At 45.6% G+C, this 23,767-nt stretch carries 19 protein-coding genes; 16 read left to right on the plus strand and 3 right to left on the minus strand.

The features are described from left to right. Window positions 1-69: 69 nt before the first annotated feature. Window positions 70-1,494, minus strand: coding sequence for a sensor histidine kinase (locus ACPW7N_RS12140; RefSeq protein ID WP_425651352.1), 1,425 nt, complete (start codon window positions 1,492-1,494; stop codon window positions 70-72). A gap of 7 nt (window positions 1,495-1,501) precedes the next feature. Next, entirely contained in the window at window positions 1,502-2,212 is a 711-nt protein-coding gene (locus ACPW7N_RS12145; RefSeq protein ID WP_425651353.1) for a response regulator transcription factor, read from the minus strand. Between the two features lie 447 nt (window positions 2,213-2,659). Here ACPW7N_RS12145 and ACPW7N_RS12150 point away from each other — a divergent pair, with 447 nt between their 5' ends. The 10 genes from ACPW7N_RS12150 to ACPW7N_RS12195 all read left to right on the plus strand — a co-directional run bounded on the left by ACPW7N_RS12150 (window position 2,660) and on the right by ACPW7N_RS12195 (window position 15,741). Further along, window positions 2,660-3,712 carry a DUF3048 domain-containing protein gene (locus ACPW7N_RS12150; RefSeq protein ID WP_425651354.1) on the plus strand — a complete coding sequence of 351 codons (1,053 nt, stop codon included), beginning with the start codon at window positions 2,660-2,662 and terminating at the stop codon, window positions 3,710-3,712. A gap of 103 nt (window positions 3,713-3,815) precedes the next feature. Beyond that, window positions 3,816-4,106: a YerC/YecD family TrpR-related protein gene (locus ACPW7N_RS12155; RefSeq protein WP_425651355.1), complete on the plus strand. Its 291-nt coding sequence runs from the start codon at window positions 3,816-3,818 to the stop codon at window positions 4,104-4,106. 18 nt (window positions 4,107-4,124) lie between these two features. After that, window positions 4,125-4,814, plus strand: coding sequence for a heptaprenylglyceryl phosphate synthase (gene pcrB, locus ACPW7N_RS12160; RefSeq protein ID WP_425651356.1), 690 nt, complete (start codon window positions 4,125-4,127; stop codon window positions 4,812-4,814). Between the two features lie 326 nt (window positions 4,815-5,140). Further along, window positions 5,141-7,450: a DNA helicase PcrA gene (gene pcrA, locus ACPW7N_RS12165; protein ID WP_425651357.1), complete on the plus strand. Its 2,310-nt coding sequence runs from the start codon at window positions 5,141-5,143 to the stop codon at window positions 7,448-7,450. A gap of 49 nt (window positions 7,451-7,499) precedes the next feature. Continuing rightward, window positions 7,500-9,521 carry an NAD-dependent DNA ligase LigA gene (gene ligA, locus ACPW7N_RS12170; RefSeq protein ID WP_425651358.1) on the plus strand — a complete coding sequence of 674 codons (2,022 nt, stop codon included), beginning with the start codon at window positions 7,500-7,502 and terminating at the stop codon, window positions 9,519-9,521. A 38-nt stretch (window positions 9,522-9,559) separates the two neighbouring features. After that, the gene (locus ACPW7N_RS12175; protein WP_425651359.1) at window positions 9,560-10,465 is read left to right on the plus strand and encodes a WD40/YVTN/BNR-like repeat-containing protein; all 906 of its coding nucleotides are present in this window, start codon (window positions 9,560-9,562) and stop codon (window positions 10,463-10,465) included. A 47-nt stretch (window positions 10,466-10,512) separates the two neighbouring features. Next, window positions 10,513-12,018, plus strand: a complete 1,506-nt coding sequence (locus ACPW7N_RS12180) for a Ppx/GppA phosphatase family protein (RefSeq protein ID WP_425651360.1) — start codon at window positions 10,513-10,515, stop codon at window positions 12,016-12,018. Between the two features lie 33 nt (window positions 12,019-12,051). Next, on the plus strand, window positions 12,052-13,125 hold the full coding sequence (locus ACPW7N_RS12185) for a CamS family sex pheromone protein (protein ID WP_425651361.1): 1,074 nt from the start codon (window positions 12,052-12,054) through the stop codon (window positions 13,123-13,125). A 198-nt stretch (window positions 13,126-13,323) separates the two neighbouring features. After that, window positions 13,324-14,871, plus strand: coding sequence for an L-glutamate gamma-semialdehyde dehydrogenase (pruA, locus tag ACPW7N_RS12190; RefSeq protein ID WP_425651362.1), 1,548 nt, complete (start codon window positions 13,324-13,326; stop codon window positions 14,869-14,871). Window positions 14,872-15,006: 135 nt separating this feature from the next. Next, complete coding sequence (locus ACPW7N_RS12195) at window positions 15,007-15,741, plus strand: Crp/Fnr family transcriptional regulator (RefSeq protein ID WP_425651363.1); 735 nt, start codon at window positions 15,007-15,009, stop codon at window positions 15,739-15,741. Between the two features lie 66 nt (window positions 15,742-15,807). Here the strand turns inward: ACPW7N_RS12195 and ACPW7N_RS12200 are convergent, their stop codons facing one another. Further along, complete coding sequence (locus ACPW7N_RS12200) at window positions 15,808-16,491, minus strand: DUF6448 family protein (protein ID WP_425651364.1); 684 nt, start codon at window positions 16,489-16,491, stop codon at window positions 15,808-15,810. Between the two features lie 196 nt (window positions 16,492-16,687). Here ACPW7N_RS12200 and ACPW7N_RS12205 point away from each other — a divergent pair, with 196 nt between their 5' ends. The 6 genes from ACPW7N_RS12205 to gatB all read left to right on the plus strand — a co-directional run bounded on the left by ACPW7N_RS12205 (window position 16,688) and on the right by gatB (window position 23,598). After that, entirely contained in the window at window positions 16,688-17,647 is a 960-nt protein-coding gene (locus ACPW7N_RS12205) for an MraY family glycosyltransferase (RefSeq protein ID WP_425651365.1), read from the plus strand. A 164-nt stretch (window positions 17,648-17,811) separates the two neighbouring features. Next, window positions 17,812-19,293, plus strand: a complete 1,482-nt coding sequence (locus ACPW7N_RS12210) for a methyl-accepting chemotaxis protein (protein ID WP_425651366.1) — start codon at window positions 17,812-17,814, stop codon at window positions 19,291-19,293. 24 nt (window positions 19,294-19,317) lie between these two features. Continuing rightward, window positions 19,318-20,157 carry an archaetidylserine decarboxylase gene (gene asd, locus ACPW7N_RS12215; RefSeq protein ID WP_425651367.1) on the plus strand — a complete coding sequence of 280 codons (840 nt, stop codon included), beginning with the start codon at window positions 19,318-19,320 and terminating at the stop codon, window positions 20,155-20,157. Window positions 20,158-20,367: 210 nt separating this feature from the next. Continuing rightward, entirely contained in the window at window positions 20,368-20,658 is a 291-nt protein-coding gene (gene gatC / locus ACPW7N_RS12220) for an Asp-tRNA(Asn)/Glu-tRNA(Gln) amidotransferase subunit GatC (RefSeq protein WP_425651368.1), read from the plus strand. A gap of 27 nt (window positions 20,659-20,685) precedes the next feature. Next, window positions 20,686-22,149 carry an Asp-tRNA(Asn)/Glu-tRNA(Gln) amidotransferase subunit GatA gene (gene gatA / locus ACPW7N_RS12225; protein ID WP_425651369.1) on the plus strand — a complete coding sequence of 488 codons (1,464 nt, stop codon included), beginning with the start codon at window positions 20,686-20,688 and terminating at the stop codon, window positions 22,147-22,149. A 12-nt stretch (window positions 22,150-22,161) separates the two neighbouring features. Then, a complete protein-coding gene (gene gatB / locus ACPW7N_RS12230; RefSeq protein WP_425651370.1) occupies window positions 22,162-23,598 on the plus strand; it encodes an Asp-tRNA(Asn)/Glu-tRNA(Gln) amidotransferase subunit GatB in 1,437 nt (478 codons plus the stop codon). The last annotated feature ends 169 nt before the right edge of the window (window positions 23,599-23,767 follow it).

Here is a 23,767-nt window from a genome sequence, read left to right on the forward strand (position 1 = left end):
TGAAGTAAAGTGATTGCATTATTTCAATAGAAAAAGGAGCCGTATGGACTCCCTTTTTTAAGATAATTATTATGTTTCCTTTGTCCCTTTTCTTTTTACCTGTATCAAAGGCAGTGTTAGAACGAACTTCACGCCGGTTGCTTCGTTGCGGGCTTGAATGGTTCCTTCATGAGCTTCGATAACTGCTCTGGCGATGGCGAGCCCCAAACCATGTTTTCCGTTTTTTCCTTTGCGGAATCGCTGGAACAGATTGGGGAGAAGGGTCTCGTCAATGGGAGGGCCGTCATTGGCAATCGAGATTTCTGCTTGATCCTGTTTCGAGACAGCTTCGATGACGAGTTTGGTTGCTGCGTAACGCAATTGGTTTTCGAGAATGTTAACCAGTGCTGTGCTGATCTGCTCCCCGTCTCCTTCGACGATGAGCGTTTCGGGAATGTTAATTTCCCACGACACGTGAGGATTCAGCACCTGGAGACGCTGTTGCAGATAATAAAATATTTCTGCAAGCCTCAACGTTGAGATATCCAGCATTTCGTTAACCGACTCGATCTTGGTGATGTAGAGGAGTTGCTCGACGACATGCTCCAATCGTTTGCTCTCTTCCATAATAATTTGCAAGCCTTTTTCGGCCTGAGCTCCCTGGAATACGCCCTCCTGCAAGCCCTGTGCGTATCCTTGAATGGCCATAATCGGCGTTTTCAGTTCGTGTGAAATATTTTGAACAAAATGCCGTTGTGACTCGTCATACTCTTTGAGATGGAGTTTCATGGTGTCAAAGGAGCGGGCAAGCTGACCGATCTCATCCTGACGATTCATCACAAGCGGAATATTGAATTGTCGTTTGGCCAGCTTCTGGCAATACTCATCCAATGCACGCAGTGGTTTGCTCAAATAACGACTGAACCACATGGCGAGAATCCAACTGATAATCAAAAGGACGGTGAAGACAACAAAGAATTCATGCCGAAGGATGGAGTTGATCTCGTTTAGTTCCCGTTCTTTGGAGAACAGAACGAGATAGTACGGATACCCGTGATAATCCATCCGTTTGCTAACGAACAGATACGTTTCTTGTTTGCGGGACAAGGTGCCGTGCTGCAATTTTTGGGGTGGTGCGGTTGACGCTAATTGATAGAAATCCCGCATGTCAAAAGCAGTAATCGGATCTGCGCTGCTGTGGCCAAGGAGTGTCCCGTTTTTATCATAGACGAGTGCGTTAAATGTATAGGTGTAGTTCTCAAGCAAAAGCTGCAGGAAAAAAGGTGCTGACGAGGGAACCCGCAGCAGTTCATTATTTTCGTTAAAGGAAATATGGCCGGACAGCGCTTCGAATTCTTCCTCGAGCAGGTTAAAGGTATTCTGGATCAGATACTGTTTGATCGCAAAAGGATAGAAAACCCCTACACCCGCCCCAAGTACCAATGTGAGCAGCATAAATAATACAAGAATTTGTCGTGAAAGGGGCCAGTTCTTCATTTTAATAGAGAGTTTCATGAGAGCCTCATTTCAAGGTTAATCGATAGCCAAAGCCATACACGGTCTCAAGCGGGAAGTGAGGAAGTTTCTTGCGGATGCGTTTGACGAGATCGTCAACGGCACGATCCGAACCGATATAATCGTCACCCCAGACGGCGGTCAGAATTTGCTCGCGTTGTAGGGCTTGGCCCTGGTTACGAAGCAAGTAAAGAATCAAATCAAATTCTTTGGTGGTGAATTCGATCGGTTCTTCGCCCTCTTTAATCATTCTTCCTTTTTCCGAGATAGAATAAGGTCCTGCCTGTATCCAGTCTTGGTACGTTTGCGAGTGACTGATGGGTGCAGCAGCATTCGTTTTTTCATATGTCCGTAACAGGAGCTTTTGGACACGAATCACCAGCTCACGAGGAAGAAACGGCTTGGCAAGGTAATCATCACTTCCCAGCTCCAAGCCAATGATTTTATCCATGTCTTGATCGCGAGCGGAGATGAAGATTACTGGCACATCCGATTTGGCTTTGATTTGACGTAAAATTTCATATCCATCTATATCTGGCAGCATGATGTCGAGGATCCATAGATGCGGAGTGGATTGCTTCAGCTCTTGCAGGGCTTCCTCACCAGTTTGGAACGCCTTCACTTGGTATCCTGCATTTTCGAGGTAAGGCTTGAGCAGTTGCATTAGATTCACTTCATCTTCAACCAGATAGACTACATACTGTTGAGGTTGACTCATTCGAAAATTCCTCGCTTTCCGATAGTGATCAAAAGTCGGGGAGGTCCATATGGTTCTACAATACAGAATATCATTTACCTGTGGCAACCAGTCGGGAACAAAATGTAAAAGTTAAGGAATTTCCCCTGCCTAAATGAAAAGGGGAGGATAATAATTGCAAGAGAAGAAAAAGTATGTAGTAGAGGAAGTTCAAAAAGTCCGGGAAACATAGCGTTCGAATTTCGGTTGCGCCGCATAGGATGTGCCAGTGTCGGCGTTGCCAACAGGACGTTGGTGCTTTTAGCCGACCGTCGCCCCTCCGCTGCTCACGATGTTCCGCTGCTCGGGTCTTCCGCGCCTTGATCTTCGAGGCTCTGTTTGTGCCCTCTCATCGGGGCATCGAAACATCCTCCTTTTTGAACAAGTTCTAGTAGAAAAAAGTCACAGCAAAAGATAAGGAGCGGTTATATGCTGAAACGAATCCAACAGATACTGCCCTCTGTCCTTCTCAGCACGATGTTGGTGGCCTGCAGTCAAGAGGTTGTGACACAGCCTGTACAACCGAATGTGACACCCCCGGAACAACCAGTGACAATCCATGAGCCAGTACCAACAGTGAAGCCTTATACAGCTCCTTTCACAGGCATCGGGACTGACCAAAAAATCGAGAATCGTCCTATCATGGTGATGGTAAACAATCATCCCTATGCAAGACCACAATCAGGATTGGATAAAGCGGATATTGTCTATGAAATACTTGCGGAAGGAGAAGTTACCCGGTTCGTTGCGATCTATCAAAGTCAGCGGCCAGAGGTAATCGGCCCTGTGCGAAGTATTCGTCCTTACTATATTCAGGTAGGTGCAGGGTTTGATGCAGTCATGGCACATGTTGGCGGAAGCGAGGACGCATTGGAAACACTGGCCCGCTCTGACTACTCAGCGATAAATGAAATCAGCAATGGAAAATATTTTTGGAGAGAAAAGTTCCGCAAAGCCCCTCACAATGTTTATACTGATTTGGGACGAATTGAGCAGGCGATGAAGGACAAAGGAATGCGAGACCGTTCAGAATTGCCTTATTTTCCATTTTTACCGGCAGATTCCCAGATCACTCAAGGTGAAGTTGCTAACACAGTCGATGTCACCTTCCATTCCTTATACAAAGCGAGCTATCGCTATGATTCAGCTTCCAAGAAATATTTGCGATTTACACAAGGGAAGCCGCATATAGATTTGACTACCTCAGAGCAATTGGCTACGACCAATCTGATTGTGATCGCCTCCAAGCATCAAGTGCTTGATAAGGAAGGAAGACGGGCTGTTGATGTGGTAGGTCCTGGCGACGGTTATCTGTTTCAGCAGGGAAAAGCGAGAAAAGTGAAATGGAAACGCAGCGGCGGCGTGATTCGTGTTTATACTGATGCAAGCTATGCTGAAGAGCTTCCGCTTTTGCCGGGAAATACATGGATTAACATTATTCCGACGGCACCCGGTCTAACCAAAGGATTAATCTATAAGTAGATACTTGAATTGTAAGCGTTTTTTAACTAATATAAGGAATGTAGGTCTTTAACGCATAAAAATTTTACAGAGAAAAAACTTTCCCACATATGGGGTGATCGAGATGCAATTGGAGAAGCTGAAGGGAAAAGGAATCGAACAACTTTTTGAAGCAATTCTTTCGCTTGAGTCAGTTGAGGAATGCTATCGTTTTTTTGATGATTTGTGCACGATCAATGAAATGCAGTCACTCGCTCAACGACTGGAAGTAGCACGTATGCTTCGCAAAGGCTATACGTACAACCAGATCGAAGCAGAGACAGGCGCCAGCACCGCAACGATCTCTCGTGTCAAACGTTGTCTAAACTATGGCAACGACGGTTATCAGCTTGCGTTGGAACGAATTGGCAAGTAGTCAGGGGAGGCAGTTTCAGTGATTGATTACAGTGGCTGGCGACATGCTTTCAAGCTGGACCCCGACAAGACGATTTCTGATGAAGCATTGGAAGCAATCTGTGAATCGGGTACTGATGCCATCATCGTAGGTGGGACGCTCGGAGTAACTTTTGAGAATACGCTTGAGCTAATGGCCCGGATTCGAAGATATGCTGTTCCTGCCGTGCTTGAAATCTCGAACTTGCAAGCGGTTGTTCCCGGATTTGATGCGTATTTTATCCCGCTTGTGGTGAATGCAGGTGATCCTGATTGGATTCTGACACCACATGTAAAAGGGATTGCCGAGTACGGAGCATACATTCACTGGGAAGATATTGTCACGGAAGGGTATATCATTTTTAACCAGGAATCGGCTGCTGCCAAAGTAACGGGGGCAAAAGCGATTCAGTCCATAGAAGAAGCAAAAGCGTACACGCAAGTTGCCACCAATATTTGCCGTCTCCCGATTGTCTATGTTGAATACAGCGGGGTGTACGGCGACCCGAAAATGGTACGTGCTTGTCAGTCGGTGATCGGCAAAGCTCACTTGTTCTATGGCGGTGGCATCCGTTCCAAGGAGCAGGCAGTCGAAATGGCGGGCGTTGCTGATACGGTTGTCGTGGGCAATGTGATTTATGACAATCTTGATCTGGCGCTGGACACCGTACAGGCAATAAAACGGTCATGACTGTTCTATTGCCCGCAAGCGGTCATATCGACTTTTATGATAAGGTGCCTCAGCCTAGCATCTGGCTGGCATTTACTTCGGTAAAAACGTCGAGACGTTTTTTACAGAAAAATGGGTAAAATCATCCAAATGAATACATGTCCAAACGTAGTGCGAGGGAGCTCTTGTACTACGTTTTTGTATTTTCTTGGGATCTTACAGAAAGTGGGTAAAAAAAGTGGCAGAGTAAAGTAATGTATGCCAAAATAGGAACATATGATTTCTTTTTTTAAAAAGTATCTTGCACATCGAGTTTTTCCGATTTTGAAAGGTGGCCTAAGAGTTCCATGTCTATCCGTGATCAAGTGTTACATGGTTTAAATCCGCAGCAGAAGGAAGCAGTTGAGAAAACGGAAGGTCCTGTACTGATTCTGGCAGGTGCGGGCAGTGGCAAGACACGTGTCTTGACGCAACGCATTGCCTATTTGATAAAAGAAAAAAATGTGGCTCCATGGAGCATTCTTGCTATCACATTTACCAACAAGGCCGCTCGTGAAATGAGAGAGCGTGTGTCTCGGACTGTTTCACAAGGGGTTGATGATATATGGATTTCGACATTCCACTCCTTATGTGTGCGAATCTTGCGCAGGGACAGTGATCGATTGGGCATCAGCCGCAGTTTCTCCATTCTCGACGCTGGCGATCAGCAGTCCGTTATCAAACAATGTCTGAAGGAATTGAATCTGGACCCGAAAAAGTTCGAGCCAAGAAGCGTGCTTGCGGCGATTAGCGGGGCTAAAAATGAACTGCTTGATGCAAAAACCTACGGTGAACAACGTGTAGGTGATCCTTTCTCCAAGGCAGTAGCTCAAGTGTATGAGCTGTATCAAAAGAAGCTGAAACGCAACCAGTCACTCGACTTCGATGATTTGATCATGACAACTGTCCGTTTGTTTAAAGAAGTGCCAGAGGTGCTGGAATTCTATCAGAAGAAGTTTAGGTACGTCCATGTCGATGAGTATCAGGATACCAACCGTGCGCAGTACCTGCTGATCTCGATGCTTGCTGCCAAATACCGCAATGTCTGCTGTGTAGGGGATGCTGATCAGAGTATTTACAAATGGCGGGGTGCGGATATTTCGATCATCCTGAATTTTGAGAAGGACTACCCGGAAGCAAAAGTGATCAAGCTGGAGCAAAACTATCGTTCTACCAAAACGATTCTGGCAGCAGCCAATGCAGTAATTGAACATAACGTAAACCGGAAAAAGAAGAACTTGTGGACGGAAAATGATGGCGGAGAGAAGATTTTAGTCTTCGAGGGTGACTCAGAGCACGACGAAGCATACTTCATCATTGAAACGATCAAGCAGCAACTGGCAACGTATAAGCGATATGATAAATTTGCCATCCTTTACAGAACCAATGCTCAGTCACGTGTACTTGAGGACGTCTTGATCAAATCGACAATTCCGTACACCATCGTTGGCGGATTGAAGTTCTATGACCGCAAAGAAATCAAGGACATCCTCGCTTACTTGCGCCTGATTTCCAATCCTGACGACGACATCAGCCTGGAGCGGATTATCAATGTGCCAAAACGAAGTATTGGCGATACAACCGTAGATAAAATCCAGGCGTATGCATCCGCTCATGGCATGTCGATGTTTCAAGCGATTCAAGAGGTTGGCTATATGGGACTGCCGGGCCGTACGACCAATGCGATAGCCGCCTTTGGGGAGCTCATCTCCAATCTGATTGGCATGTTAGACTTCCTGAGTGTGACTGAATTGGTGGAAGAGGTATTAACACGCTCGGGATATCGGGATGCACTAAAAGAAGAGAAATCACTGGAATCGGCTGCAAGACTGGAGAACATCGACGAGTTTCTCTCTGTTACCCAAGAGTTCGAGAAGAAGAGCGAAGATCGTACCTTGCTTGCTTTCCTGACTGATTTGGCATTGGTTGCAGACATTGACTCATTGAACGAGACAGAAGAGCCAGCAGATGCTCCTGCGGAAGGGCAGGTTACGCTGATGACCTTGCACAGTGCCAAAGGTCTTGAGTTCCCTGTCGTGTTCCTGGTTGGAATGGAAGAAGGGATTTTCCCGCACAATCGAGCATTATTTGATGATACAGAGATGGAAGAAGAGCGCCGCCTTGCATATGTTGGGATTACCCGTGCCGAAGAGCGGTTGTATCTGACTCGTGCGCGTATGCGTACATTATTTGGACGAACCAATACGAATGCAGCTTCTCGCTTTTTCACTGAAATACCTGCTGAATTGTTAGAAGGAAATGTATCGAGAGAAAGTGCCAGCGGTGGCTGGGGACGCCCTTCCATGGGTGGTGGAACAGGCTACGGTTCGCGATCGACGGATCGATTTGGTCGTCCACAGAACTCTTCATCAGCCCCTGCGACCCCGGCAACGTTTACTCGCCCAACCTTCACGTCGCCAGCGAAGACAGCTTCACATGGGGGAGCAGCCGGGCTTGATCTCAAAACAGGTGATAAGGTATCCCACGCAAAATGGGGGATTGGCACGGTCGTTCGTACAAAGGGCAGCGGAGACGATCTGGAACTCGATATTGCCTTCCCAGCTCCGACTGGAATCAAAAAATTGTTGGCCAAATTTGCACCAATAACCAAAGCGTAAATCAGTTGGCGGACATAGCAAGTTTAGTAAGTTGAAAGGATGATCGGGAATGGAACGGTTGGATGCTGAGAAACGCATCAGTGAACTGAGGAAACAAATTGAGCGACATAACCGTCTTTACTATATAGAAGATAAACCAGAGATTAGCGACCAGGAGTGGGATCAGCTCATGCGTGAATTGCAGGGGCTTGAGGACCTTTTTCCTGATCTGGTTACACCTGATTCTCCTACGCAACGAGTGGGCGGTTCAGCGCTTCCACACTTTGAAAAGGTAGAACATCGGACGCCAATGCTTAGTTTGGGAAATGCGTTTGGTGAAGAGGATTTGCGTGATTTCGACCGTCGTGTACGTCAAGGTGTCGGCAAAGAGGAAGTACGTTATGTCTGTGAGTTGAAAATTGACGGTCTAGCTGTTTCGCTGCGTTACGAAGACGGGATGTTCGTCACAGGAGCTACGCGGGGAGATGGTCAGATTGGAGAAGATATTACGCAAAATCTGAAAACCATTCGTTCGGTCCCGCTTCGCCTGGAACGTCCACTTTCGCTTGAAGTACGTGGAGAGGCGTTTATGCCCAAGCGTGCTTTCGAGAAGCTGAACAAGGAACGTGAAGAACGTGGAGAAGCTTTGTTTGCGAATCCGCGCAACTCGGCAGCAGGTTCTCTGCGTCAACTCGACCCAAAGATTGCATCCAGTCGCTCACTAGATACGTATATCTATGGGATTGGTGAAATCAGCGGTGGGGAGCTTGCTTCACACAGTGAGGGGCTTACCTTGCTGGCTTCGCTCGGGTTTAAAGTGAATCCGGAATGGCGTGTTTTTGACAATATTGAGGAAGTCATCACATTTGTCAACAGTTGGGTAGAGAAGCGGCCGAATCTCCCGTATGAGATTGACGGTATGGTAATCAAGGTTGACAGCTACGCTCAGCAACAGGAGCTTGGTTTCACAGCCAAGAGTCCACGTTGGGCAACAGCGTATAAATTCCCTGCGGAAGAAGCCATTACGATTCTCGAGGATATTGAGCTGAGTGTAGGACGCACAGGGGTTGTCACACCGACTGCGATCCTCAAACCGGTCAGTCTGGCGGGAACGACAGTGAAGCGGGCTTCCTTGCACAACGAAGAGATTATTCGTGAAAAAGGGCTGATGCTCGGGGATCATGTCGTGGTCAAAAAAGCCGGGGACATCATTCCAAAAATCGAAGAAGTACTGGCAGACCGCAGAACAGGGACTGAGCGACCATTCCACATGCCAACGCATTGCCCTGAGTGTAACAGCGAACTGGTACGCTTGGATGATGAAGTAGCACTTCGTTGTATCAATCCGGAGTGTCCAGCCCAGATCCGTGAAGGGATGAGCCATTTCGTTTCGAGAGTGGCGATGAACATTGATGGACTTGGTGAAAAAGTAGTCGCGCAGCTTTTCTCAGAAGGGTTGCTTGCAAGTGTTGCAGATCTGTATTACTTGCATGAAAAACGTGACCAGTTACTACAACTGGAGCGAATGGGAGAGAAGTCAGTCGATAATATGCTGGAGGCAATTGAAAACAGCAAGCTGAACTCCGTTGAAAAACTCCTGTTTGGTTTGGGAATCCGCCTGGTAGGGGCAAAGGCAGCCCGTACACTGGCTGAACACTTTGGTCATTTGAACCAAATCAAGGAAGCCACATTTGAAGAACTCACTTCCATTGATGAGATCGGGCCGAAGATGGCAGACAGTATACTTGCCTATTTCGCTATGCCGCAGGTGCATGTTCTGATTGATCGCTTGCAGCAAGCAGGCGTGAACATGGAGTATAAAGGCGTTCGGACCGATCAGACAGAAGGGTTGCCGTTCACAGGCAAGACGGTTGTACTGACAGGTACACTTGCTGCATTATCCAGACAAGAAGCAGAGGAAAAAATTGCTTCGCTCGGTGGCAAAGTAACCAGCAGCGTTAGCAAGAAAACGGATTTGGTTATTGCCGGAGAAAAGGCTGGTTCCAAGCTGGAAAAAGCAGAGAAATTAGGCATTGAAGTACTTGATGAAGCAGGCTTCTTAAAACTAATCGACTTATCGACATCTCCGTAAGAAGTTAGAATTTCCTCTACGGAAAGGATGATTGATGCATGAAAAAACGCGTCCTAAAGCATATCGGAATCATTAGTGGACTACTGGCTGCCTTGCTTGTCGGATGTGAACCGGCAGATCAAGCTGCGGTGAACAAGGCCGAGGGGCATTCTTCTGCTGTACAGGCAGCTCAAATACCTGGAGACTTGACGTTCCAAGACGTGCTCCAGAAGGGGGAACAAATTCACTTTGTTTCTGTGTCTCCGAAAGAATCGAGGATCCTGCTTGGAACACACGCTGGATTATATGCTTCAGCGAGCGGTAATCTGTGGTCGATCTTTTCTTCTGGATTGGAAAAAAAGGATATTAGCGGATGGTTTACCGATCCTGAGAATCCAAAATGGCTTTACGTCGGTGGAAATCGTGTGAGCCAGTACTCCGATGATGGAGGGAAGACCTGGAGGGAAAGCACAAAAGGTTTGCCGCAAGTACTGAATATTCGTTGTGTCACCGGGGTTCGGGAGAATGAACAAATTATTTTATATGCATATATAGAAAATGAAGGGGTCTTCCAATCTGCTGATGGAGGAAGAAGTTGGGGTAAATTCTCAACAGTCACCTCTGACGTTTATGCTATGGATTACGATCAGTCAGAGTCCAGACTGTACATGTTGACACAAGATGGGCTAATCTATGAGCAGAATGGTCAGTGGAATCAGGAAGCGATTCCTGATGCTACTCAGTTATATTCTTTTTCCGTTGATCGAGAGAATCGGATTATTTATCTGGCATCGGATAAAGGTGTGATGATGAAGCAGGATAATCAATGGGAAATGATGGAGCAGCAACTTCCTGAGCAAGCGATGCTGCTGTCAGCAGGCCCAGCTTCTTATCCGTTAGTGGCTGTGGGCGAGTCTGCTTCGCTTTATACATTGCAAAACAATGAATGGATTAAATGGGAATAATTCTCCCCTGCACACTGAAATCAGTCAAAATGAAGGAGTGGCCATCTGTGGATAAAATTGCTGTGATTGATATGGGTTCAAACTCCATCCGCATGGTCATTTTTCAAGTGGCAGAAGAAATGTATCACCTGATTGACGATACAAAGGAAACGGTGCGTCTCAGTGAAAAAATGGGAGCGGAATTGATGTTGAAGCCCCAGGCAATGAAGCGTGCACTCGCGACATTGACCAGGTTTATGAAAATTTGTCGCTCCCGTAATGTCACAACGATTATTCCCATAACAACGGCTGCAGTACGTCAAGCAAAAAACCAGCGAGAGTTTTTAAGCATGGTAGAGCAAGAAACAGGGCTTCGCTTTCGCGTACTGACCGGACATGAAGAAGGGTATTACGGTTTCTTGGGTATCATCAACAGTTTTGCAATTGAACAGGGCCTTACATTGGATATAGGCGGGGGGAGTTCAGAAGTCACCTTCTTTACAAACCGTGAACTGCAACACAGTGTAAGTTTGCCGTTCGGTGCGATTACCCTTACCGAACGTTTTCGTGATGATGCAAATCAACTGAAGCAATATCTTCGCAATATGTTTTTGGAACTGAGCTGGATTCAGGGAGGCTTGGGTGTACCACTGATCGGATTGGGTGGAACTGTCCGAAATATCGCCCGAATTCATCGTCATCTGATCGGGTATCCGCTGGAAAGTGCTCATCACTATGAAATGAGTAAGGAGCAGGTTGACCAGACGATCAATCATATCGCTTCTTTATCCGTGCAAGAATTACAGAGCTTGCCTGGATTATCCAAAGACAGGGCGGATATCATTCTTGCTGGCGGACTCATTGTCCAAACCTTGATGGAAACATCTCATGCCCCCTCTCTTCTAATCAGTGGAAACGGACTGAGGGAAGGACTCTTTTTTGAGTATTATTACGGGGACAAGGACTACCGAAGTGGAGTAGAAGTCACGATGAGTGATGTTGTTAATATGATGCAGGTGTATAACGTTGACATCAATCACTCCCGTCATGTTGCCTTTCTGGCTGTTCGTCTGTTTGATGAACTACGCTCTCTTCACAATTGGGGCGAACGAGAAAAACAACTGCTTTTGATTGCTGCCTATCTGCACGATGTAGGGGTAGCAGTCAGTTATTACGAGTGGCACAAGCATACCTTTTATGTTCTCCTGCACTCCAAGTTTGCAGGACTCACTCATCGGGAGCGTCTTCTGGTGGCAATGCTTGCTTCTTTCAAAAACAAGAAAAAGATGCGAGAAATGGTCCAGCCGTATCTGATGATTTTGAAGCCGGAGGACGAAGAGACAATTACAAAACTAAGTATTTTGCTCTTGATGGCAAGAGCGTTTGATCGGGCGCTGTCCAAAGATATCGTCGATGTCACATGCAAGCTGCAAAACAAGGAAATACAAATTACTGCCATGACCACCAGCCCTGACATCGATCTGGAACTGAAGGAAGCAAACGAGTTTCAGCCCAGATTTGAAAAAGCGTTCGGATACAAATACAAACTGGTGGCTCAAATGGTGGACTCATGAGAACCTTTTTATTATCCAAAGGAGTTTAGAAAAATGGTACCTATGTACTCCAAACTAAAAGTAGTAACATTGATATGCATTGTCGCACTTCTCGTATCTGCATGCTCTTTCTTTCCAGGCAAGGAGAATACACCCGAGCCTGCAACTCCTTCCATCTCTCCGGTAGTTGAAGTGAGCGAAAACTATTTCAATGGACTTTTTCCTTACAAAGAGAACAAGACACGTGGAATGTTAAGCAAGCTCAAGAATTACCGGATTGATTTTGGACATCTTGAATTGGGATTATTGGAGATTGCGAGAGAGACATTTGAGGAAGAGAATTACTTTTTCCAGGAAGGACAAGTTATTTCTGCTGATCAGGTAGAAGCATGGCTATCTGCGCCTAGTGAAAATCCTGCCGGACTCAATCCTGAAAAGGGCGGCAACTTGCTGGTCCATGTACTCGAGCATGACTATCTGGATAAAGACACAAAAAAACTGTCAGGTATCGTTCTTGGATTAACGCTGTCTCCGAGATACAAGGATGCCTCCGGTCAGGATAAAGAGTATTCTGTACAGGAATTGAGAACTAAAGGACAGCAGTTGGCGGCACATATTGTTACAAAGGTTCGAGCAGAAGCTCCGCAAATACCGATGGTCGTTGCGCTGTATCAAGTGCCAAAGAAAACCTCTACACTGATTCCAGGTCGCTTTATCCTGACAGGAACGGTAAATGCGACAGAGAGCAGTGTGTCGAAGTGGCAAGCAATTGAAGAAGAGTACTTCTTGTTCCCTAGCGACGAGGTTTATAAGGCATACCCGCAAATATCGCTGCAATACGAGAACCTGATGAAGAAAACACAGGCCTTTTTCGGGGAATATATCGGGTTAACTGGAGTAGGCCGATTCATGGATGGACAACTGATTGAGCTGTCCATTACAGCTACCGCAGAGTATGATTCGAGGACAGAGGTTCTGCAATTCACCCAGTATACGGCAGCACTGATCAACCAACTGTTTGACAAGAAGGTGCATTTAAATCTCTATGTTCAGTCAATCAGCCAGCCGTTGGCGATCTATGTTCGACCGTCTGAGGGTGAAGGGTATATGCATATCTACCGTAGATAAACTAGCTTTGACACATGTGTTCAAATGTTCAAGATTAGTCATTTTTGGACACATGTGTTTAAAGGCACATAACTACTTCGATCGGATGGAATGTCGAAGGAACGGTAACACTAGGATTGAGTTTTTTGTGGAATAGTTGGTACGATCCTTGCATTTATAAATTTGCGAATCAGCAGAAGGAAATAGGAGGCGAAATTCGTGCAAGTAGAATTCAAGAATGAACCGTTTGTTAATTTTAGATTACCTGAGAATAAGCAAGCCTTTGAAGCAGCTCTTGCAAAAGTTGAGGGTGAAATGGGTCGTGAATACGATATCATCATCGGTGGCGAGCGCATCAGAACAGAAAAGAAATCGAAATCCATTAACCCTTCCAATAAAGAGCAAGTGGTGGGTGTAGTATCTCAAGCAACTCAAGAGTTGGCTGAAAAAGCAATCCAAACTGCTTTTGCTACATTCCAAACTTGGAAAGATGTAAACCCTAGCGCTCGTGCTCGCATTCTTTATAAAGCAGCAGCAATCATGCGTCGTCGCAAGCATGAATTCTCGGCTTATCTTGTAAAAGAAGCTGGAAAAAGCTGGCCAGAAGCAGATGCTGACACAGCAGAAGCAATTGACTTCATGGAATACTATGGCCGTCAAATGGAGAAGCTTGCTGATCGTCATCCATTGACTCGCATTCCTACTGAGGACAACGAATTGTACTATGTTGGTCTTGGTGTAGGTATCGTAATCCCGCCTTGGAACTTCCCATTGGCAATCATGGTTGGTATGACAACTGCAGCACTTGTTGCTGGTAACACAGTTGTATTGAAACCAGCTTCTACAACTCCAGTAATTGCAGCGAAATTCATGGAAATCCTTGAAGATGCTGGTCTTCCTGCTGGTGTAGTTAACTTCGTACCTGGTAGCGGTGCTGAAGTGGGTGACTACCTCGTTGAGCATCCATTGACTCGTTTCATCAGCTTCACAGGTTCCCGCGATGTAGGTCTTCGCATCAACGAATTGGCTGCGAAACCTAAAAAAGGCCAAAAATGGATCAAACGCCTGATCGCTGAGATGGGTGGTAAAGATTCCATTATTGTTGACAATGACTGCGATTTGGAAGCAGCAGCACAAGCAATCGTAGCATCTGCATTCGGTTTCTCCGGACAAAAATGCTCTGCTTGCTCCCGTGCAATCGTTCACCAAGACGTGTACGATCAAGTGTTGAACCGTGTAGTAGAATTGACTAAAGAATTGACAGTGGGCGATGTTGTTAACCCTGAGTTCTACACAGGTCCTGTTGTTGATGCGAAAGCATATAACAAAATCCTTGAGTACATTGAGATCGGTAAAACTGAAGGTAAATTGATGGCTGGCGGCGAGAAAGGTCCAGAGCAAGGATACTTCATCATGCCAACTGTAATTGCTGACGTTGCACCAGATGCTCGTCTCATGCAAGAAGAGATCTTCGGACCAGTTGTTGCTTTCTGCAAAGCAAAAGACTTCGATCATGCGTTGGAAATTGGTAACAACACAGAATACGGATTAACTGGTTCCGTATTTGCTCGTAGCCGTGAGAAACTCGAAAGAGCACGCAACGAGTTCTTCGTAGGTAACCTGTACCTCAACCGCAAATGTACTGGTGCGCTTGTTGGTGTTCATCCATTTGGTGGATTCAACATGTCCGGTACTGACTCCAAAGCAGGTGGCCCAGACTACTTGTTGCTCTTCACACAAGCGAAACTGGTTTCTGAGCTTCTCTAATCAGAACCCTCAACGAAATAAAAACAAATCAAGCCATTCTCTCGGGTTCGGGGGAATGGCTTTTCCTATGAAAAAATGATACAAAAAGGTAAGTAAGATGCTCGTGGTCTGGAAGTAGCATAGGAGGTTTGCAGGATGAAACGGGACCCCCATATCGTAGTCCATCGTTTTTTTAACAAGCTGATCGGAAAAAAGGGCTGTATTGAAAGTGTACCGATTTTCAGCCAGTTAACAGACAAGGAAATAGATGAGGTGCTGAAGGTTGCGATCAGTCGAAAGTTTGGCAAAGGAGATATTATTTTTTCTCCGGGGGAAATTTCTGAGGATTTATTTATCGTCTATAAAGGGAAGGTCAAGATATCAAGAATTTCTGCATCAGGGAAAGAACAAATACTGCGGATTCTGGAACCAGGAGATTTTACCGGAGAGCTTTCTTTATTTGGTCAATCTCCATCCAAAAATATGGCTGAGGCACTAGAAAAAACAGTAGTATGTCTCGTTCGTGGTCAGGAAATCAAGCAACTGGTGCTGAAAGCTCCGAATATTGCATTAAAAATTCTGGAGGAATACACGCAGAGATTCGAACGACTAGAAAACGTCATCGAACAGTTCGGGCTGCATGATGTCGAGCAACGTGTAGCAGGTATCCTGTTACAGCTAGCTGCCAAACATACCGGTGAAACTGAAAACGGTGTTGATATTACATTATCGATTAGCAAAGGGGATCTGGCCTCACTTATAGGAACCACTCAGGAATCATTAAGCAGGAAATTATCCGCTTTTCAGGAGCAAGGCTGGATCAAACTGATCGGGCAACGACGTATTCTCATTCTGGATCAAGACAGTCTGCGCCGGATCATATCTTCCTAGTTCTAACAGCTTCATCCCCCAGGGCGTACCGTAGGGGGCGAAGCAACACGATGTTTTTAGAAAGAATTAGTGTCCATGACTATTTTGAACCGGGGCTGCGTCGGCATGATTACTTTTTTCCCCTTCGCCACCTTCTCCGTGTGCAGGTGCTGCCGTTGCATCACTGTAGATCTGATAAATATATTTTTGGAATAAAAGCGAGGCTTCTGCGTATTCTCTTGACGCATCGACATCATTTAGTGAGGCCAGCTTTCTTTTTTCCATTACCTCCATAAAGCGATGATCGATTTCTTTTTCGAGCGTTTGTAAAAGCAATTCCTTCACGTGATCGGTAGACCCCTTTGTAATCGCCTGTTCAGCAGCTTCTAGAGCAGGTCCATAATCCATCCCCGCAGGTTTCAAGCCGGTAAAATCGGCTCCTTCTCCCAGACGGTGGACACGTACTACCGTTTCGTAAAACCAGTTGTCAACCAGTTCCTTCACTTGTGGCCCTTCTTTGCGGGCTTTCATCGTTTTCTCAAATGCCGCTTTCACTTCACCTTCGCCATCTTTAAATACGAAGGGAAGAGCGTAATTTACATTGCCTGTGTCCAGTGCTTTCTTTGCAGCTGTTACGACAGGGCCATCAACTGCATCACAATGAGCGGACGCCTTTCCTTCAGGAAGCAATAGTGCTGCTGTTAATACAACAGCCGGTAGTGATAGCAAAGCCCATTTCCCAAATTTTTTTGAGTTGGTTGGTAACTTCATTTTTTTTACCTCCAAGATAAAATTCCCCAATGTCTGGGGTTGACGATGCCAATATATCATGGAGGTTTCTTTTGAAACTTTGATCAATATCAAAAATTTCATTTTTTTATTATTTTGCTATCAACTTTTCTTGTTCGTTTACATCCCCCTCATCTAGCCCAAACTAGTAAGAAGATCTGACTTAGGGGGTGGGCGCTTGTATTTATACCTCATTGGATTGTTGTCCTCATTTTTTCTGGTGTACATACTCATTCCGGTAGCAAAGAAATTTGCCTGGAAGGTTCGATTACTGGACATGCCTACGGGACGAAAAGCACATGGGCGCCCTATGCCATTATCGGGCGGAATCGCGATGTATGCCGGGATTGGACTGATTCTTCTCTTGCTTGCAGGTGACGAGCCCCTGGTTTGGATGCTGCTATTCGGGGGAGCATTATTGATAGGTGTAGGAACGGTAGATGATTGGTTCAAGGCGAATCAACTCGAATTTCCTGTCTCTCCAAAGCTGATTGTGCAAATGATCGTTGCACTGATGGCGTTTGTGATGGATATTCGTTTCGAGGGAATGAATCTGTCCCTGTTTGCTGACCAACCAAATGTTGTTGTATTTCCGCTTTGGCTCTCTCTTATTGCGACGATCATCTGGATTGTAGGGCTGATCAATATGGTGAACTTCCTGGATGGAGCAGACGGGTTGGCGGGCGGGGTTGTCACACTTTCAGCGACGACGATGTTTTTTATCTCCTATGTAAAACAACAGGATTTAACTGCAATGATAGCCATTGTACTGGTTGGCGGCACGTTGGCATTTTTGCGCTTTAATTTCTATCCGGCACAGTTGTTCATGGGTGATGCGGGTGCAACATTCCTTGGGCTTTGTTTGGCACTTATTTCACTGGAGGGAGTCATGAAAGGAGCCACATTACTTTCCTTGGTGGTTACGGTGCTTGCCTTGGGTCTACCCGTGATGGATACCTTGCAAGTGATGGTCAGTCGGATGTTGGCAGGCAAGCCAATGTATCAAGCTGATCGAAGGCACATGCATCATCGGTTGATGTCCAAAGGATTAACTGCCAAGCAGACAGTAGTGGTTCTATATATTATCAGTGTGTTTTTTTCAGCAGTTTCATTATTACTATTCCTATATATGATTTAAACTGGTATATTCAGTAAATATACTCTTGATTTTGTCATTTTCTATCTATTCATCTTGCTTTTTTGGTATGATAATGTAGTATAAGCTCGAGTTTTGCAAAGAGAGAGAGCGGGAATATACATAGGGTAACAGGTTCTCGACATGTACAGGGGAGGAAGTGCTGGATGATTAACTCACTAATGAATCTGGTCCGAAATACATTAACAAACAAAGATGGTTTCATGATCTTTATTTTATGGAATCATCTATGGATTGCCGGGGTTATAGCCTACTATTATGGTGTTTCGTACTGGAGCACAGTTTCTGTCGGACTTATCATTACATTGCTCGTTTCCCCTTGGTATTTTATTAAGAAAGATAGCGTGTTTAATCGTTATGCAGTCGCTTTGGGTCTGGTGTTCTATGCTTTATCCTTTAACCATACAACAGACCATGCAGAGATTAGTTATTTGGTGTTCATGAGTTTAGGTATTCTAGCTTGCTATCTGGACTGGAAGCTGATCGTAACTACCGGCTCCCTGTATGTCGTTTCCTATATTTCTGGCTATTTCACCGAAATGTATGATTTGTTCGATGGTTCTGATTCACTGGCTAATCTTGAGCTGGAAATTGTGAGTATTGTATTGATGTGTATTGGCTTGGTGTATTTGTGTTTGTCCGGACAAGCTACCTTGAAACAAGCGATGAATGCACGCAAGGACGCAGAAGAAAAGCAACACAAAATCAGTATGCTGCTGGAAGAAGTAACACATGTTACGAAATCCCTTGATGAAACGTCTAACCATGTAAATGCAAATGCTGACGTCACTCGCCGCAATACAGACGACATGATGAGCGCCTTCCGCGAAGTAGCTTCAGGTATGGAATCGCAAGCGAATTCGACTTGCAAAATTGAAGAAGAAATTCAGTCAATTGACGGTGAAATTACAGTAGTAAATGAACAATCTATGGCGATGAAAAATGAAGCGGAGAAAAATAACCGCCGTTTGACCAACGGTATTGAGATGATGCAGGAATTGTCTACCCAAATGAATCATATTGTAGATACCGTACGAATCGCTTCTGCTACCATCTATCAATTGAATGAACGTACGGAAAAGGTAGAAAGCATCGTAAGTGCAATCAATCAAATTGCAACACAGACGAACCTTCTTGCTCTCAATGCTGCTATTGAATCTGCAAGAGCGGGTGAGCATGGCAAAGGCTTTGCAGTAGTAGCAGATGAAGTGCGTAAGCTGGCAGAGCAGAGTGCGAACGCAACACAAGAGATTACGACGATTCTTGATTCCCTCCGTGTAGAGAGTCAAAATGCCGTGAAACAAATGCAACAGGGCGAAGCATCCGTATTTAAAGGTCAGGAGATTGCGACCAATACGACCAATTCCATGGAAAAAATCAAACACGGCATGGAGTCCTTCATGTTATCGGTTGAAGCTGTTCGTACCAGTATGGATAAGGTAAAACGCCGTTCCAGTGAAGTGGCTGATGAGATGTCCAACATTACGTCGATTACCGAGGAATCGGTAGCCAGCCTGGAAGAAGTATTCGCAACGGCAGAGTCTCAGCGTGAGAAGATTGCAGAGATTGCAGAAGAGATCCATGTATTGAATGAATTGTCTTCTACATTGCAGAAGACACTGAAATAACGAGGCACAACAAGGAGTTGCTTTATGAAGAAACGCTTGATCAGTGGCATCATCCATCGACTCCCGCAAAACTCAATGTCACGCACGATGGGTAAAATTATGGCAACAAGATTTAGCAGACTCGCCATTCGCCATTATATTCGCATGTACAATATTGATTTATCACAGGTTGAAAAGCCGGTTCACGAATACCGTTCTCTCAAGGATTTCTTCATTCGCCGATTAAAACCGGGTGCTCGACCGATTGATGCGGACAAAAAAGTCATTGTCAGTCCTGTTGATGGAACGGTGTCTCAATTGGGTGACATTCATGAAGGGACACTGATTCAAGCCAAAGGGAAAAACTACAAAGTGTCAGAACTGCTTGGAAATGATCCAGATACGGCCAAACGCTTCGTTGGCGGCTCTTTCATTACGATCTATTTGAGTCCACGTGATTACCATCGGATACATGCTCCTGTAGAAGGAACACTGACCAAATACTCCTATCTGCCGGGGAGACTGTATCCGGTTAACCAGATGGGTGTAGAGAACGTCGAAAGCTTGTTTGCACGTAATGAACGTCTCATTACGTTTATCCGAAATGAACAGCTTGGCTGTGTAGCTGTGATCAAGGTAGGAGCATTGTTTGTCGGCAGTGTGAAGGTTGCCTATAATCGTGCGACCACGAATGTTCGTGGAGGCCGCCAAATTACGGAGGAAATTCTCGGTACTCCCCAAGTAAGCAAAGGGGATGAGCTCGGCTGGTTCGAATTCGGCTCGACCGTAATCCTGTTGTTTGAGAAAGATCAGATTGAGTGGACTGCACAGGTTCGGGAAGGTGCAACCTTACGAATGGGCCAAAAACTTGCTGTGCAAAAATAATTGGCATACAGATGCCAAAAATGCTATAAGTGCAAAAAATGTATGCGCTGTGTAAAATGAATAAAATACTGTTACAAAATTGACCTTGAGCGAAAATTTGCTACAGGTCAATTTTATTTTGCTGATTGACAGGCTTGTGTAAAATTGACGAATGCTGTTTTTTTCAAGTATCATCAAAGTTATGGATATTAGATGCTGGGGGTGTATAGAATGAGTGCCATTACTAGAGAACAGGTTGAACACGTCGCCAACCTGGCACGACTTCAGTTAACAGAGGAAGAAACCGAGCGATATACAAAGGATTTGAATGCGATCCTTGACTTTGCTGCCAAATTAAATGAATTAGATACATCGAACGTGCCTCCTACTAGTCATGCAATCGACGTGAAAAACGTCATGCGGGAAGATGTGGTTCGTCCATCGGTTTCACGAGAGGATGCACTCCGCAATGCGGCCGACAAAGAAGACGGCCAGTTCAAGGTTCCCGCAGTGTTCGAATAAGGTTGAAGGAGAAGGGAGAACACGTACATGTCTTTATTTAGCAAACGATTAACTGAGATACACAGTGATTTGCGAAAGAAGGAAATTTCGGTCACTGATCTTGTACAAGCTTCATTGTCTCGTATTACACAAGTAGACGGAAAAGTAAAATCAGTCCTTGCCGTAAATGAAGAAGATGCACTTCGTCAGGCAAAGCAACTGGACGAGCGACTGGCCAAAGGGGACAGTGAACTCGGTCTATTGTTTGGATTGCCTGTTGGTCTCAAGGATAACATTGTGACACAGGGTATGAAGTCCACTTGCGCAAGCAAATTGCTCGCAACGTATGATCCGATTTATGACTCTACCGTTACCAAAAAGCTGAGAGCGGCTGACTCTGTCATCGTAGCGAAACTGAACATGGATGAATTCGCAATGGGTGGCTCCAACGAAAACTCCGGATTCTTCCCTGCTTGCAACCCGTGGAACCTTGACTATGTCCCAGGTGGATCAAGCGGTGGCTCTGCTGCGGCGATGGCTGCTGACGAGTTCTTTTTCACGTTGGGCTCTGATACTGGCGGCTCGATCCGTCAGCCTGCAGCGTTTTGTGGCGTTGTCGGGTTGAAACCAACCTATGGACGTGTATCCCGATTTGGCTTGGTTGCATTTGCTTCGTCTCTTGATCAAATTGGTCCGTTAACTAAAAATGTTGAGGATTCCGCTTACGTACTTCAGGCGATTTCAGGCTACGATGAGTTCGACTCTACTTCTGCGAATGTTGAAGTGCCTGACTATCTCTCCGCATTGACAGGTGATGTCAAAGGACTTCGCATCGGGGTACCAAAAGAGCTTCTCGGGGAAGGTATTGATCCAGAAATTCGCAATGCTACCCTGGCAGCTTTGAAGCAATTGGAAAGCATGGGTGCTACCTGGAGTGAGGTATCGATGCCTCATACCGAGTATGCTGTACCTGCTTACTATCTCCTTGCATCTTCGGAAGCATCTTCGAACTTGGCCCGCTTTGACGGTGTTCGCTATGGTGTGCGTGCGGATAATGATGAAAACTTGATTCAGTTGTATAAAGAGACACGCAGCCAAGGCTTCGGCTCAGAAGTGAAGCGTCGCATTATGCTGGGAACATATGCCCTTTCTTCTGGCTACTACGATGCGTACTACAAAAAAGCACAACAGGTTCGCACCTTGATCATTCGTGATTTCCAAGAGGTTTTTGCGAAATTCGACGTGATTATCCATCCAACAACTCCAACGACTGCATTCAAACTGGGCGAGAAGATTGATGATCCAGTGAAAATGTACCTGGAGGATATTTGTACGGTTCCGGTCAACCTGGCTGGCTTGCCTGCGATCAGTGTTCCGTGTGGTTACTCTTCGAATGGACTGCCAATTGGCTTACAGATTGTCGGTAAAGCATTTGATGAGGCTACCATTCTTCGTGTAGCACACGCATACGAGCAAGCGAATGATTTCCACACGCGGAAACCGGGATTGTAAGGGGGGATAACCATGACGAAATTTGAAACAGTAATCGGCTTAGAAGTGCACGCTGAGCTTTCGACGAACACAAAAATCTTTTGTGGATGTCCGACAGAATTCGGTGCACCGCCTAATACACATACATGTCCAATCTGTCTGGGTCATCCGGGAGTACTGCCTGTAACCAACAAGCAAGCAGTTGAATTTGCGATGAAAGCATCCATGGCATTGAACTGCGAGATTTCCCGTGAGACCAAGTTCGACCGCAAAAACTACTTCTATCCTGACTTGCCAAAAGCGTATCAGATTTCCCAGTTCGATAAACCAATTGGTGTGAACGGTTGGATCGACATCGAAGTAAATGGGGAGAAGAAGCGGATTCGCATCAACCGTCTGCATCTGGAAGAGGATGCAGGTAAATTGACTCACGCCGATTATGGCGGCGGCACACTGGTAGACTACAACCGTGTCGGTGTACCACTTGTGGAGATCGTATCGGAGCCAGATATCAGCTCACCAGAAGAAGCGAAGGCATATCTGGAGAAGCTCAAGGCGATTCTTCAATACACAGAAGTATCAGACGTAAAAATGGAGCAAGGCTCCCTTCGTTGTGATGCCAACGTCTCCATCCGCCCTGTCGGTCAAAAAGAACTGGGCACGAAGACAGAATTGAAAAACATGAACTCTTTCCGCAACGTACAAGTCGGTTTGGAATATGAAGTAGAGCGCCAACGTCAAGTGGTTCTCGCTGGCGGTAAAATTACACAAGAAACTCGTCGTTGGGATGAGGGCGGGCGCAAAACAATCGTGATGCGTTCCAAAGAAGAAGCGCACGACTATCGTTATTTCCCAGACCCTGATCTGGTTACGATGCATATTTCAGAAGAATGGATTGAAGCAGTCAAGAAGTCCATTCCGGAGCTTCCTGATGCACGTCAGGAACGCTACACCACTCAATATGGTCTTTCTAGCCAGGATGCGGGTGTTATCACCATTTCCAAGGAGTCTGCTGATTTCTTTGATCAGGCAGTAGCCACAGGTGCCGATCCGAAAGCAGTTGCCAACTGGTTGATGGGTGAATTGTTCGCTTACCTGAATGCCAATAATCAGGAATTGAAAGACATCAAGCTTACTCCGCAAGGTCTGGGAGAAATGGTTAAGCTGATTGAGCAAGGCACCATTTCTACCAAAATTGCCAAAACCGTCTTCAAGGAAATGATTGAAACGGGTAAAGAACCAACCAAAATCGTTGAAGAGCAAGGGCTTGTCCAGATCAGTGACGAGGGTGAACTGAAACGCATCATCGATGATCTGCTGACCGCCAACCCACAACCAATTGAGGATTACAAGGCAGGAAATGATCGTGCGCTTGGCTTCTACGTGGGTCAGATTATGAAGCAAACCAAAGGGAAGGCGAATCCAGGAGTAGTAAACAAGCTGCTGATGGAAGCCATCGAAAAATTGTAGGCTAAGAATAATAACAAACTGGTGTTGATTGTATGGACGCTCCCGAGAAATCGGGGGCGTTTTTTTGTATGGGTAATAAATTGTAAGTTTAAGGATGCCTCCATCTTACAGGATATCTTAATGATTGTTTTAATAGTAAATTATTTGTAACATTTACTAAAATTTAGTC

Source organism: Brevibacillus nigriterrae, from assembly GCF_049846925.1.
GTDB lineage: Bacteria > Bacillota > Bacilli > Brevibacillales > Brevibacillaceae > Brevibacillus_H.